The 12,939-nt window shown below is 72.2% G+C and carries 11 protein-coding genes; 5 read left to right on the forward strand and 6 right to left on the reverse strand.

The genetic code is table 11. The features are described from left to right. Nucleotides 1-67: 67 nt before the first annotated feature. Complete coding sequence (locus tag WMF43_RS03935) at nt 68-1,873, reverse strand: glutamate--tRNA ligase (RefSeq protein ID WP_437677588.1); 1,806 nt, start codon at nt 1,871-1,873, stop codon at nt 68-70. Between the two features lie 801 nt (nt 1,874-2,674). Between WMF43_RS03935 and WMF43_RS03940 the strand changes: the two genes are divergently transcribed. Further along, a complete protein-coding gene (locus WMF43_RS03940; protein ID WP_437677589.1) occupies nt 2,675-3,370 on the forward strand; it encodes a hypothetical protein in 696 nt (231 codons plus the stop codon). A 41-nt stretch (nt 3,371-3,411) separates the two neighbouring features. On the opposite strand, the gene WMF43_RS03945 is transcribed toward WMF43_RS03940, so the two are convergent. The 3 genes from WMF43_RS03945 to WMF43_RS03955 all read right to left on the reverse strand — a co-directional run bounded on the left by WMF43_RS03945 (nt 3,412) and on the right by WMF43_RS03955 (nt 6,160). Further along, on the reverse strand, nt 3,412-4,677 hold the full coding sequence (locus WMF43_RS03945) for a hypothetical protein (RefSeq protein WP_437677590.1): 1,266 nt from the start codon (nt 4,675-4,677) through the stop codon (nt 3,412-3,414). 550 nt (nt 4,678-5,227) lie between these two features. Further along, nucleotides 5,228-5,608: an Hsp20/alpha crystallin family protein gene (locus tag WMF43_RS03950; protein ID WP_437677591.1), complete on the reverse strand. Its 381-nt coding sequence runs from the start codon at nt 5,606-5,608 to the stop codon at nt 5,228-5,230. 87 nt (nt 5,609-5,695) lie between these two features. Beyond that, nucleotides 5,696-6,160, reverse strand: a complete 465-nt coding sequence (locus tag WMF43_RS03955; RefSeq protein ID WP_437677592.1) for an Hsp20/alpha crystallin family protein — start codon at nt 6,158-6,160, stop codon at nt 5,696-5,698. 392 nt (nt 6,161-6,552) lie between these two features. Between WMF43_RS03955 and WMF43_RS03960 the strand changes: the two genes are divergently transcribed. Further along, on the forward strand, nt 6,553-7,128 hold the full coding sequence (locus WMF43_RS03960) for a YtfJ family protein (protein WP_437677593.1): 576 nt from the start codon (nt 6,553-6,555) through the stop codon (nt 7,126-7,128). A 111-nt stretch (nt 7,129-7,239) separates the two neighbouring features. Here WMF43_RS03960 and WMF43_RS03965 read toward each other — a convergent pair whose 3' ends face one another. Further along, nucleotides 7,240-8,250 (reverse strand): MerR family transcriptional regulator, encoded by a 1,011-nt coding sequence (locus WMF43_RS03965; RefSeq protein WP_437677594.1) that lies wholly within the window; start codon nt 8,248-8,250, stop codon nt 7,240-7,242. Between the two features lie 54 nt (nt 8,251-8,304). Between WMF43_RS03965 and WMF43_RS03970 the strand changes: the two genes are divergently transcribed. Genes WMF43_RS03970 through WMF43_RS03980 form a run of 3 tightly spaced genes read left to right on the forward strand, consistent with a single transcriptional unit; the run spans nt 8,305 to nt 12,351 of the window. Then, complete coding sequence (locus tag WMF43_RS03970; RefSeq protein ID WP_437677595.1) at nt 8,305-9,909, forward strand: phytoene desaturase; 1,605 nt, start codon at nt 8,305-8,307, stop codon at nt 9,907-9,909. Beyond that, nucleotides 9,890-10,837, forward strand: coding sequence for a phytoene/squalene synthase family protein (locus WMF43_RS03975; protein ID WP_437677596.1), 948 nt, complete (start codon nt 9,890-9,892; stop codon nt 10,835-10,837). The genes WMF43_RS03970 and WMF43_RS03975 overlap by 20 nt, the downstream gene beginning before the upstream one ends. After that, nucleotides 10,834-12,351, forward strand: coding sequence for a lycopene cyclase (locus WMF43_RS03980; protein WP_437677597.1), 1,518 nt, complete (start codon nt 10,834-10,836; stop codon nt 12,349-12,351). Before WMF43_RS03975 ends, WMF43_RS03980 begins: the two co-directional genes overlap by 4 nt. Here WMF43_RS03980 and WMF43_RS03985 read toward each other — a convergent pair. Then, the gene (locus WMF43_RS03985; RefSeq protein WP_437677598.1) at nt 12,336-12,911 is read right to left on the reverse strand and encodes a sterol desaturase family protein; all 576 of its coding nucleotides are present in this window, start codon (nt 12,909-12,911) and stop codon (nt 12,336-12,338) included. The two genes, WMF43_RS03980 and WMF43_RS03985, sit on opposite strands and share 16 nt — an antisense overlap. Nucleotides 12,912-12,939 lie beyond the last annotated feature (28 nt).

Here is a 12,939-nt window from a genome sequence, read left to right on the forward strand (position 1 = left end):
CCGCGGGCCGGGCGCCGGCGCCGCCCTGCGGCGGGCGCGGCCGCGGCCCGCGCGCCGTCACGGCCGATCAGAGGAAGCGGGCGATGCGGGCCCGCACGCGCGGCTCGCCCATCACCGCCATGACCTCGGCGAGATCGGGGCTGTTCCGCGTCCCGCAGATCGCGACCCGGAGCGCCATCGAGACGTCGCCGACATGGCCCTTGAACGACTCCGGAGAGGCCTTGTACTGCTTCACCTCGCCGGCGTACCCCGAGGCCACCGCGATCTGACGGATCTTCTCGAACCAGGCCTCCTTCGAGTCCGCAGGATCGAAGACCTGGAGCATCTGCCCGAGCAGCGGCTTGCGCTCGGCCTCGGGGATGTTCTCGGGGAAATCGAACGCCTCCACGCGGGCGTAGAGCTCGTCGTAGAAGAAGAAGAGCTGGTCGCGCAGGTCCTGCCACGTGACGATGCGCTTGTTCGACTTCTTGCCGCCTCGCTCGATGCCGAGCGCGCGCTTCGTGTACTCCGGATCCCGCTCCATCAGCGCGGCGAGCTCCTTGTCGTACGCCCTCGCCCACGCGAGGCCCTGGGCATAGACGTCCTCGGCGCTCATCCGGCTCACGACCTGCTGGCTCACGCTCTTCAGCTTGACCAGATCGCTCAGGGCGCCGCCGGGGGCGAGCTTGTTCAGCTTGAGGGGGAACGCGGCGTACGGCTTGTCGAGGTTCGCCTTGCGCCAGTCCTCGAACGCGGAGTTGGCGATGTTGAGCAGGTACTCGATGGTGGCCGCCTCGGGGACGCCGATCTCCCGATAATAATCGATGTTCGCCTCGGGGTCCTTGCGCTTGCTCAGCTTGCGCCGCGCGTCGGACACCTTCGTCTCGCCCGTCTCGGGATCGGCCTCCTCGACGCGATCGAGCTTCTGGATCGGCGGGACGTGGGCGTACTCGACCGGCTTGAAGCCGAGCACGCGGAAGAGCTGCAGGTGGAGCGGCATCGACGAGATCCACTCGTCGCCGCGGATGACGTGCGTCGTGCGCATCAGGTGATCGTCGACGGCGTGGGCGAAGTGATAGGTCGGGATGCCGTCCGACTTGAGGAGGATGGTGTCGAGGTCGTTGACGGGCATCGAGATGACGCCCTTCACGCCGTCCTTCCACTCGACCCGGCCGGAGACGTCGTCCGGGGCGCGCAGCCGGAGCACGAACGGGGTGCCGGCCGCGAGCGCCTCCTTCACCCGGTCGAGCGGCGCGTCGCGCCACTTCGCCCACCGGCCGTGGTAGCCGGGCTTCACCGTGAGCGCCATCTGCTCCTGCCGGATCGCGTCGAGCTCCTCGACGGTGCAGAAGCAGGGGTAGGCGAAGCCGCGACGGATGAGGTCGATCGCGTAGTCGCGGTAGATCGCGACCCGCTCCGTCTGGACGTAGGGGCCGTAGCTGCCCTGCTGCACGAACGCGCCGCCGGGCGGCTCGGCGCCCCCGTCCCCCGCCGCCGGCGGGGCGCGGAGCACGCCCTCCTGGGGGGAGAGATCGAAGCGCGCGAGCGAGTCGACGATGGTGTCGAGCGCGCCGGGGATGGCGCGCTTCACGTCGGTGTCCTCGAGACGGAGGTAGAAGACGCCCTCGCTCTGGGCGGAGAGCCGCTTGTTGATCAGCGACACGAAGATGCCGCCGATGTGCATGAACCCGGTGGGGCTCGGCGCGTAGCGGGTGACCATCGCGCCCTTGGGCAGCGCGCGCCGGGGATAAAGCGCCTCGTACTCCTCCGGCCGCTTGGCCGACCCGGCGGCGTCGCCGAACAGGAGCCGCACGAGCTCGTCCCGGTCCTCCCCCGGGCCCGGCTCGCGGACGGTGACGGGCAGCGTCGTCTCGTTCAAGGCCTGTCTCTGCATGCGGCGCGTCGCTCCTGGTCTGGTCTGAGGCGGGGCGCAGCCATTGCACGCCCACCGGGGCTTGTCAATCGGCCGGGCGCGGGCCGCGGGGACTCGACAGGAGCCCTCGCCGGGCGCGGATGGCGCGCGGCGTCTAGGCGCGCGTCCCGCCCGGGTGGCGCGGCGCGGCGTGACTCGGCTGTCCTCGCGACGAGCAGCCGATAGGTCACCATCGCGCCCTGGCCCTTGACGGTCGCGAGGCCCCGCTCCTTTGAGGAGGGAATCGCCTGCCAGCAACGCATGAGTCGCTCGCTCACCCGGATCGGGCCGGGCCCTCGGCCCGACAGCCATGCGGCGCGCAAGGTTCGCCGAGCCGCCGTGCAGGTCCTCGCTGAGCATCCGCTCACCGCACGCCGCGCGATGAGATCGCCGTTGTCGACGCCGAGCCCGAGCCGGAGCGGCTCGCCGTGTCCACCGGGAGGCGAGGCGCGAGAGCACGTCCGTCCCCGGCAGGGCGATCCGCGCCGACAGGTCGGCCGGGTCGTCAATGCGCGTAACCCCCTGTTCTTCGGCGACGGCTATTCTACCGGAACGCCGGCCGGCGCGGAAGCGGGCGGAGCGGCCTCTGCACTTCGTCACGCAATGGCCAGCATGTGACCAGGGACGTCCCGCGTCGACTCTGACGGAAATCCGGGGCTCTGGTAACTGATCTAACTCCACGGGCGGCTGCTGCCGCCGGTGAGCCATGCTCGGGGCGCGGTGTCCGGCTCCGTCCGGATGGCTTCCTTGGACCACTTCCGCGAGAGCAGATAGAATGCATGAATGCGAACGCCCGGCCGGCTGCTCCTGCTCCCCACGCTCTGTTTGACGCTCCTCGCCTGCGCCACTGGAACCGACGACTTGTTGCCTGGCTATGAGGAACAGGTCGGCGGAGGCGGCGGTGGAGGCGAAGGCGGCGGCGGCGGTGCGGACCAGTCCGCCAGCTCGAGCTCAAGCTCGAGCTCGAGTTCGAGCTCCACTGGAACCGGCGGAGAGGGGGAGGGTGGGGGCGGCCACGGCGGCGACGGCGAGGGCGGTGGAGGAGGGAGCCCTGTCTGCGACTACGGCGCGCCGACGACCTGCACCGGGGCAGAGTCGCTCAGCGACATTTCGGGTGATTACGGATCGAGCGCTGTGACCAGGACCGGAAGTACGTCCAGATGGTTCAAGATCAATATCACGGATCACGGGAACTCGACTGACGAGATAAGCTACACCGCCAGCCTCACTTCACCGCCCGGGATGGACTTCGATCTTTTTGTTTACACCGGCGGTCGCTCAGCGCCGGACTGTCTGGCGTCGGGTGTGAAGGGAACCGGCTCGCCGGAGGAGTCGGTCACGGACGTGTGGTCCGACTTCCCCGCCTTGGAGACGAATCTCTGGCTCAGCATCGAGGTCCGCTACGTGTCGGGCACCGCGTGCGGCAGCGACGCCACCTGGACACTGAAGATCATCGGCAACACGGCGGCGAACCCTTGAGCCAGCCCACGTGACGACGCAGGACGCGATAGGCGCGGTGCTCAGGGCGACAGCCGCGCGATCACCACGCTGAGACTATTCATCTTCAGCGCCGGGTCCGTCAGGTCGAGCGCGCCGTCGCTCATGCCCGCCACGACGATCTCGCGCGTCTCCGCAAGAACGGCCGCGGACGTCGCGACCTGCGACGCCGCGCCGCTGCCGTACCGGTGACTCCAGCGGTGCGCTCCCGCGGCATCGAACTTGGCGATGAACCAGTCGGTGTCTTCCGCGGTCAGCTCCCCGCCGCCAAAGTCCACCTTGCCGCGGAAGCCGCCAGCGACGACGACCTCGCCCTCGCTGTCGAGCGCGACGCCGTGTATCGGCACGTCCCAGCTCTGGTCGGCCGCGTCCCCAATCTGTTTCGACCACGAGTGAGCGCCAGCCTCTGATAGCCGGACAACAAACAAATCTACATCGTCCGCGCCGGTCGTTTCGCGCGTGACGGCGACGCTGCCCGTGCCCCGGAACGTGACAGTCCCCGAGAAGACCCCGAGAATGCCAGCATTGCCCGAGGAATCGACGTCCACGCCGCTGATGTCGACGGTGCTGTCGTCGTGATAACCAAAGGCCGTGCTCCAGAGCAACACCCCTTCCGCGTCGTACTGAGCCACCCAGGCGGATGCTCCCGTGCTGCGGCGCACGTAGCCGGTGCCGAAGTCGACCGAGTTGAAGAACGTGCCGGCGACCACCGCACGGCCCATCGCATCGACCCCGACACCCTTGCCGAGTTGATAGCCCGGGGTATGGCCCGCGCCGTCCCCGATCCGGATACTGTAGACATGGCCGCCGTCCTCGCCACGCAACCGGACCAGAAAACCGTCCCCGTCCGATGTACTGGCGGCCTCGAGCGTCGGACCGCCGAAGCTGACGTTCCCCCTGAAAAAGCCGGTGAGCACCGGATCGCCGTCCGGCGCCATGGCGATGTCGATCGCGTCGGCTTCCCGCGTTTCCGGGCCGCCGAACTGCTTGCTCCACACGTGCCCGCCGTTCGCGCGGAGCTTGGCGACCAGAAGGTCGCTGTCTCCGCTGGACGGGAGATCGTCGCCGCCGAGGTTCACGGTACCCGTGTAGCTGGTCGCGAACAGCACATTGCTCTCGGCGTCCACCGCGGCCACAGGCCAGATGTCCCCGCTGATCGGCACGCCGCGGCTGTACACGTGGTTGCCCTCGCCATCGAACACGGCAAGGAAGGCGCCGCTCGGGTGCTCCGGCAGGGCCGTCGTGGCATCCGGGCCGAAGTTGCTCGCACCGTGGTAGATGCCCGCCACGGCGATACGATCCCCCCTCGGGCTGACCGCGACCGACGTTGCCCGTTGCTCGGATCCCGATTCGAACCTCCTGGCCCACGCGACGTCGCTGCACCCCACACCGTCGCAGTCCTCGTCGCCTCGCCTGTTGCAGTCCTCCTCCTCAGGGAGGACCTGCCCCTCGCAGCCACCCCACCTGCCATCCTCGTCGCAGCTCTGCTTGCCGGGCTTGCAGAGGCCGACGCCTTCGGTCTCGCTTTCGCCCTCGTAACACGCCCGTGCGTCTCCCGCCTCGCAAGGCGTCGCACCGCCGCCCCCGGATCCTGGGGACGCGGCGTCGGTGAAGTCGTCGAGGCCGAGCAGCGCGCCGCACCCGGAGATGAGCAGCGCGGTGAGGGCGAGGGATGAGAGGGGATGACGTGAGAGACGCACGCCGGAAAGGTACTCGAAGCCGCGTGCGTTAGGATAGAGGGGGGCAGGGACCGTGCGTCGTGCACCGCGCGCGGCGCCGTCGCCCGAGGGGCGTCGTCGGCGGCCACGGGCGCGGTGCCCCGAGCCTGCGCGTCCCACGTCAGCCCGCGCTGATCGGGATCTGACGGGGCTTGAGCGAGGCGCTCTTCGGGAGGTGGATCCGAAGGACGCCGGCCTGGAGCTCGGCGGAGATCTTCTCCGCGTCGATGCCCTGCGGGACCACGAAGCTGCGGCGGTAGTCCGGCAGGCTCTCGGCGCCCTTCTCGCGCTCGGCGGCCTCGGCGCGCCGGCCCTCGAAGGTGAGCTCGCCCTTCTCCAGGCGAATGGCCAGATGGTCCTGCGTCACGCCCGGGAGATCCGCCACGACCAGGAGCTCCTCGGCGTTCTCGTAGATGTCGACCGCCGGGGGCACGGCAGGGCGCTGCTGGATCTTCTCAGGGCTGCTCTCGTCACGGTTCGTCAGGTTGCGATCGGTGCTCATGGGTGTTGCTCCTTCCTCATTCCTCGATACATGCCGGTCCGCGTCTCGCGGCACCTCGTTGCTCTCCTGCGATGGCGCGCTCCCTCGTCACCGCGCGGTCACCGCGATCTGCCGCGGCTGCGCCTCAGCCGCTTTGTTCAGCGTCAGCGTCAGCACGCCGTTCTTGAGCACCGCCGAGGTCCTCTCGGGATCGACCTTGCTCGGCAGCGTGAAGCTCCGGCTGAAGCGCACCGCGCCCCGCTCCTTGCGGTGGACGAGGTACCCCTCCGGCGCGTCCGACCTGCGCTCGCCGCTCAGGGTCAGCACGTCCTGGTTCAGCGAGATCTGCACATCCTTCTCCGTCAGGCCCGGCAGCTCGGCCTTGACGACCAGGGCCTTGCCCGTATCGAAGAGGTGGATACGCGGGCCCGACGTGTACCGGGGCACCTGATCGAACTCGCCGCGGAGCGACGCCCGAGGCGCATCGTAGTCCTCGAACATCCGGTCCATGCGCCGGCGCAGCTCATCCATGACAGCGAACGTGCGATCGAAATCCGTGTAACGGTTGTACATGACGACTCCTCCGTGACCCCCGCGCGCGGCGCGCGCCGGGGACACCTCCCGCGGCGCCGTCACCCTGCTCGCGACGGCCGGTTTGTTGTAGGGTTACGGGACCTTGGCTCCGGGAGCCGGTCTCTTCGCACCGCCCAATCTTCGCACGGCGCCCGGGGTGTCAAGAGCAGGACCAGGACGCCTTTCCCGAAGAACGCCGGCAGGAAAGGCTGATACAACAGAACGCGCGAGCCCTCGGCCGAGTCCGCCGGGCCCCTCCCGCCGACCCCGCCGGGCGACCGCCGCTGAGCCCGTCCAGAACTGCCGCCGACCCTGACAAGTATCCATTCTCAGTAACGATCAGGCTGAACAACCCTTGGACAAAACTTAGGAAAATGTTACAAACTATGGACATGCAGAACCGTGCTTCCGTCTCGCGCCGCTCCTGGCATGCCCGCCTCCTCTCCGTCGCCTCGGCCGCAGCGCTCTCTGTCGCGCTCGTGTCGGGCGCCGCGCTCGCGCTGCCTTCCGAGGGCGACCGGGCGCCGAACGCGCGCGTCGAGGACGCCGACGGCCGCGAGCTCCAGCTCAAGGCGCTGCGGGGCAAGCCGGTCCTCATCGTCTACGAGGACAAGGACTCGGCGATGCAGAACAAGCCGCTCAAGGACGCCCTGGGGAAGCTCGCGAAGGGCGGCAAATACCGGCAGGCCATCGCGCTCGCGGCCATCGCCGACGTGAGCTCGTACGACTTCTGGCCGGTGAAAGGGTTCGTCAAGGACGCCATCCGCGAGGAGTCGAGGAAGTTCGGCACCACCATCTACTGCGACTGGGACGGCACCTTCCGCTCGACCTACCGGCTCCGCCGCGGCGTCAGCAACGTCATCCTCGTCGACAAGGGCGGTCAGGTGCTCTTCTCGGCCGAGGGCGCGCTCAAGGCCGAGGCGCAGCAGCGGCTCCTCGACCTGCTCCGCAAGCTGGTCGAGGGCTGAGCGCCGCGAGGGCCCCGGCGGACGCGCGCGCGGGTGCGCGACGCGCGCGCCGACCGCGACGCCCGCGCCCGCGGCGTCCCCCGCGCCCGCGGCGTCCGCCAACGCGCAGGCTCAGTTCGTGTCCTTGCGGCGCCGGCGCGCGAGCAGCGCGGACTCGACCTGCGCGCGGATCTCCGAGATCTCCGAGGACGCCACCAGGCCGCCGCGCGCCTCGATGAACGGGCGGAGCGCGGCCGCGGCCGCGCCGCCCACGATCCAGGCCGCGTCGCGGCAGGCGTCCGCGTAGGCGTCGATGAGCTCGCGCGCGCTCGAGGGCGGCGGAGGGATCGAGACCGACAGCGCGACGAGCTCCGGCGCGAGCGACTCGACCGCGCGCGCGATCGCGGCGGGCGGGGTCCTCGGGCCGAGCACGACCGAACGGAAGCCCCACGAGCAGAAGCGCAGGCCGATGCCGAACAGGCCGAGCACGTGATCCTCGTCGGCGAAGCTGGCGAGCAGGACCCGCCGGCCGCTCTCGCCGGGCTGCGCCAGGCGCAGGAGGTGCTGCAGCGTGGCGCCGAGGACCTGCGAGGCGAGGTGCTCCTGCGCGACCGTGATCTTGCCCTCGTGCCAGAGGTCGCCGATGCGCTCGAGCGCCGGGCCGAGCGCGCGCTCGAAGATCGTCACCGCGGGGCCGAGCGAGAGCGCGCGGTTGACCTCGGCGTCCAGCGCGTCCGGATCGAAGCGGATCGCGGCCTCGACGATGCGCTCGCTCGCGCCCGCGAACGCGTCGCCGCCGTTCGTGTGCGCCGCCGCGTGCGGCATCGCCGTCTCCAGCACCATGCGCGCCGCCTCGGCGGCGGCCACGCCGCCGTTCACGTAGTCGCGCATCTTCTTGATGATCGCGACGTCCTCCTCGCTGTAGAGGCGGTACGCAGACGCCGTGCGCGCCGGTGACGGCACGCCGTAACGGCGCTCCCACGCGCGCAGCGTCGCCGACGACACGCCACACATCTTCGAGACGGCATGGATTCTGTAGCGGCTCAACTGGACAACCCTGTTCAAGGTTCGCCGCACCGTGCGCCGTCCGCGCAGGCCCGGACCCCCGGACCGACGGACAGCGACGCGCACGCTGACCGGCATTGGAGTGCGTTTTCGCCTTTGTCAAAGGCTGCGACAAACATTATACTCGGCCTCATGCAAAACACCAGCGCTTCTTCAGCGCACGCAGGCGGGGAAAGCGGGCAGCCGGGGGCGGCGCCAGGGAGGGGGGAGCCGACGCGCGGGCCGGGGCGGCGGGCGGCGGGGGCTCGCGGGGGCAGGCCGCACGCGGTCGTGATCGGCAGCGGGTTCGGGGGGCTGGCGGCGGCCGTGCGGCTCGGGGTGCGCGGCTACGACGTCACGGTGGTCGAGAAGCTCGACGAGCCGGGCGGGCGAGCGTACGTGCACCGGCAGGACGGCTTCAGCTTCGACGCGGGGCCGACCGTCATCACCGCCCCGTTCCTCTTCGAGGAGCTGTGGAGCCTCTGCGGCCGGCGCATGGCGGACGACATCGACCTCCGGCCGGTGACGCCGTTCTACCGGATCCGCTTCCACGACGGCGCGACGTTCGACTACACGGGCGACGCCGCCGCGATGCGCGCGGAGGTCGCGCGGCTAGCCCCCGGGGACGTCGAGGGGTACGAGCGCTTCGTCCGGATGAGCGAGGCGATCTTCCGCGTGGGGTTCGAGGAGCTCGCGCACGTGCCGTTCGGGTCGTGGACCGACATGGCGCGCATCGTGCCGGACATGGTGCGGCTCGAGAGCTACCGCACGGTGTACGGGCTCGTGGCGAAGCACGTGAAGGACGACCGCCTGCGGCAGGTGCTCAGCTTCCACCCGCTGCTCGTCGGCGGGAACCCGTTCTCGACCACGTCGATCTACAGCCTCATCGCGTTCCTCGAGCGCAACTGGGGCGTGCACTTCCCGATCGGCGGCACGGGGGCGCTGGTCAAGGGGCTCGTGTCCCTCATCGAGGGGCTCGGCGGCGAGGTCCGGTGTGGCGCCGAGGTGCGGCGGATCACCGTGGAGAACGGGCGCGCGCGCGGGGTCGAGCTCGCCTCGGGGGAGCGGATCGCGGCGGACGTCGTCGTGTCGAACGCGGACTCGGCGTGGACGTACCGGCACCTCGTGGCGCCCGAGGCGCGCAAGCGCTGGACCGACCGGCGCATCGAGCGGCAGCGCTACTCGATGAGCCTCTTTGTGTGGTACTTCGGGACGCGAAGGCAGTACCCGGACGTCGCGCACCACACCATCCTCCTCGGCCCGCGGTACAAGGCGCTGCTCGAGGACATCTTCCAGCGGCACGTGCTCGCAGACGACTTCAGCCTCTACCTGCACCGCCCGACCGCGACCGATCCGGCGCTCGCGCCGCCCGGCTGCGACGCGTTCTACGTGCTGTCGCCGGTGCCGAACCTGCTCAGCGGCACGGACTGGCCGGCGGTCCAGGAGCGCTACCGGCGCTCGGTGTCGGCGCTGCTCGAGGCGACGGTCCTGCCGGGGCTCGAGGCGTCGCTCGCGACGTCGCGGCTGCTCACGCCGCAGGACTTCCAGGACCGGCTGCTGTCGTTCCGGGGGGCGGCGTTCGGGCCGGAGCCCGTGCTCACGCAGAGCGCCTTCTTCCGGCCGCACAACGCGAGCGAGGACATCGAGCACCTCTACCTCGTCGGCGCAGGGACGCACCCGGGGGCCGGGCTGCCGGGGGTGCTCTCGTCGGCGCGGGTGCTGGATCGGGTGGTGCCGGATGCATCGAAGCTCCTCTGAGGTGTCGGCGGCCGACTTCGCGGCGTGTCGGGCGCTGCTGCGGAAGGGGTCGAAGAGCTTCGCCGCGGCGGCGCTCCTGCTCCCCGCGCGGGTGCGGGAGCCGGCGGCGGCGTTCTACGCGTTCTGCCGGGTCGCGGACGACGCGGTCGACGAGCTCGGGGAGCACGCGGCGCCGACGGCGGCCGCGGCGGCGGTCGCGGCGCTCAGGGAGCGGCTCGGCCGCGCGTGCGCGGGCGCGCCCGACGACAGCCCCGTCGACCGGGCGCTCGCCCGCGTCGTCGCGGAGCACGCGCTGCCGCGCACGTTCCTCGAGGCGCTGCTCGAGGGGTTCGCGTGGGACGCGGAGGGGCGGCGCTACGAGACGCTCTCGGACCTGAACGCCTACGCGGCGCGCGTCGCCGGGACCGTGGGCGCGACGATGTCGGCGCTCATGGGGGCGCGGGGGCCGGACGCGCTCGCGCGGGCGTGTGACCTGGGCGTCGCCATGCAGCTCACGAACATCGCGCGCGACGTCGGGGAGGACGCCCGGCGCGGGCGGGTCTACCTGCCGCTCGCGTGGCTGCGCGAGGCCGGGATCGATCCGGACGGCTGGCTCGCGCGGCCCGCGTTCGACGAGCGGCTGGGGCGCGTCGTGGCGCGGCTGCTCGCCGAGGCGGAGGCGCTCTACCGCCGCGCGGGCGCCGGGATCCCGATGCTGCCGCGCGACTGCCGCGCGGCGATCCAGGCGGCGCGGCTCATCTACGCCGACATCGGGCGCGTCATCGCGCGGAGCGGGTTCGACTCGGTGTCGCGGCGCGCCGTGGTGTCGCCCGGGCGCAAGGCGTGGCTCGTGCTGCGGGCGCTCCTTCGACCTTCCGGCGCGGAGCGCGAGCACGGCGCGGCGCCCCCGCTCGACGAGGTGCGCTTCCTCGTGGAGGCGGCGCGATGAGGGCCGGGGCCGGAGGGGCGCCGGGCATCGCGGCGCGCGAGCTCGACGCGGCGCGGGCGCGCGTGCGCGAGGCGGGCGGCGAGGCGCTGCTGGCGCGGCTCGAGCACCTCGACGCGGCCCGGTGCGCGGCGCCGGGGCGCGCGCGCGATCATGCGCCCGATTGCGCGCCCGATTGCGCGCGGCCGGGCCCCGCGCTGCGGGCGCCGGATCGGGGCGCGGCCGCCGACTACGATGTGGTCATCGCCGGGGGCGGGCTGTCGCTGCTGCTCGCGCCGCTGCTCGCGGCGGCCGGGCTGCGCGTCGCGGTGCTCGACCGGGCGCGGATCGGCGCCGCGCACCGCGAGTGGAACGCCGGGACGGCGGAGGTCGCGGCCCTGTCGGCGTCGGGGCTGTTCTCGCCGGCCGAGGTCGAGCGGCTCGTTCTGGCCCGCTACGCCGAGGGGCTGTGCCGCTGGTACGGCGGCGGGACGTACCCGGTCCGCGGCGTGCTCGATCACGCGATCGACGCGGCCGGGCTGCTCGCGGCGGCGCGGGCCCGGGCCGAGGCGCTGGGCGTCGCGCTGCTCGACGGGCACGCGCTCGTCGAGCACGCGGAGGGGCCGGACGCGGTCGCGCTCGCCGTGGCCGAGGCGCGCGCGGGGGCGGCGCCGCGCGGGCTCTCCGCGCGGCTGCTCGTCGACGCGCGGGGGGCGGCGAGCCCGTACGCGACCGCGGACCTCGTGTGCCCGACGGTCGGCGGCGTGCTCACCGGCCTCGCGGAGGGCGACGGGGAGCGGCGGATCCGGCCGGACGTCGGCGAGATCCTCGCCACCACGGAGAACGTCGAGGAGGGCCGGCAGCACCTCTGGGAGGCGTTCCCGGGGCGGCCGGGCGAGACGACGGTCTACCTCTTCTACTACGCGCGCGCGCAGGACGTCGGGCCGGGGGCGCTCCTGTCGCTCTACGGGCGGTTCTTCCGGCTCCTCTCGCGTTACAAGGAGGGCGACGCGCGGCTCGTCCGGCCGACGTTCGGGTTCATCCCCGGCTGGTCGCGGCTCTCCGCGGCGCCCCGCGCGCCGGGGCGGCGGGTGCGTCTCGTCGGGGACGCGGCGGCGCGTCACTCGCCGCTGACCTTCTGCGGCTTCGGCGCCAACGTGCGCGAGCTCGCGACCACGGCCGCCGATCTGGCGCGGGCTGTGGAGGATCCGGGCGCGCCGAGCGCCGCGCGGGACGCGCCGGTGCACGCGGGCACCGGCGCGCTCGCGGCCCTCATGGCGAGGCCCGCGGGCGGCGCGAGGGCAGGGGAGATGAACGCGCTCCTCAACACGGCGTTCGCCGTGCTCCACGCGATGGGCAACGACGTGTACGCGGCGCTCCTGCGCGACGAGATGCAGCCCGCCGACTTCGTCCGTTTCCTCCGGGAGACGGCGGCGCGGCGGCCCGAGGTGTACCGCGAGGTCGTGGGCGCGCTGCCGCTCCGGGCCGTCGCCCGCTGGGGCGCGGGGCTCGCGCGGGAGCTCTACCGGGCGCGTTGAGCCGGCGCGATGCGCTCGGCCGGCGCGATGCGCTCGGCCGGCGCGATGCGCTCGGCCGGCGCGATGCGCTCGGCCGGCGCGATGCGCTCGGCCGGCGCGGCGCGCGCGGCCCGGCGAGCGAGGGCGAGGGGCCCGAGGAACAGACCGAACGGCGGGCCCCCGGTGCTGTGGTGGACGCGGTGCGCGTCGCGGACGCGCGCGAGGTACGGGATGCGCGCGAGGCCCGAGACCGGGAGCCGCCGGTGGACGAGGCCGTCGTGGACGAGGATGTAGGCGACGCCGAAGGCGGTCATGCCGAGCCCGAAGCCGAAGGCGACGTCGCGGAGCGGGCCCGGCGCGCCGGCGCAGCCGTACAGGATGAGGCCGGTCGCGATGGGGGCGTGGAGGAACGAGAGCGCGTCGTTCTGCTCGAAGCGGCCGCGTCGCTTGGCGTGGTGGGAGCGGTGGATGCGCCAGAGGGCGTGGTGCCAGACCCGGCCGTGGAGGAACGCGGCCCACCCCTCCATGGCCGCAAAGGCGGCGAGCGCCGTGGCGATCCAGATCCAGGACGAAAGCGTCATCGCGCGGTCTCCTCCGGCAACGTGTAGG

The sequence above is a fragment of the Sorangium sp. So ce131 genome, assembly GCF_051519095.1.
In the GTDB taxonomy this organism is placed as follows: Bacteria; Myxococcota_A; Polyangia; order Polyangiales; family Polyangiaceae; genus Sorangium.

Excerpts from the sequence above, each read along its gene's own strand:
- WMF43_RS03935 (WP_437677588.1), bottom strand. The coding sequence starts at position 1,873 with ATGCAGAGACAGGCCTTGAACGAGACGACGCTGCCCGTCACCGTCCGC.
- WMF43_RS03940 (WP_437677589.1), top strand. The coding sequence starts at position 2,675 with ATGCGAACGCCCGGCCGGCTGCTCCTGCTCCCCACGCTCTGTTTGACG.
- WMF43_RS03950 (WP_437677591.1), bottom strand. The coding sequence starts at position 5,608 with ATGAGCACCGATCGCAACCTGACGAACCGTGACGAGAGCAGCCCTGAG.
- WMF43_RS03955 (WP_437677592.1), bottom strand. The coding sequence starts at position 6,160 with ATGTACAACCGTTACACGGATTTCGATCGCACGTTCGCTGTCATGGAT.
- WMF43_RS03960 (WP_437677593.1), top strand. The coding sequence starts at position 6,553 with ATGCAGAACCGTGCTTCCGTCTCGCGCCGCTCCTGGCATGCCCGCCTC.
- WMF43_RS03965 (WP_437677594.1), bottom strand. The coding sequence starts at position 8,250 with ATGCCGGTCAGCGTGCGCGTCGCTGTCCGTCGGTCCGGGGGTCCGGGC.
- WMF43_RS03970 (WP_437677595.1), top strand. The coding sequence starts at position 8,305 with ATGCAAAACACCAGCGCTTCTTCAGCGCACGCAGGCGGGGAAAGCGGG.
- WMF43_RS03975 (WP_437677596.1), top strand. The coding sequence starts at position 9,890 with ATGCATCGAAGCTCCTCTGAGGTGTCGGCGGCCGACTTCGCGGCGTGT.
- WMF43_RS03980 (WP_437677597.1), top strand. The coding sequence starts at position 10,834 with ATGAGGGCCGGGGCCGGAGGGGCGCCGGGCATCGCGGCGCGCGAGCTC.
- WMF43_RS03985 (WP_437677598.1), bottom strand. The coding sequence starts at position 12,911 with ATGACGCTTTCGTCCTGGATCTGGATCGCCACGGCGCTCGCCGCCTTT.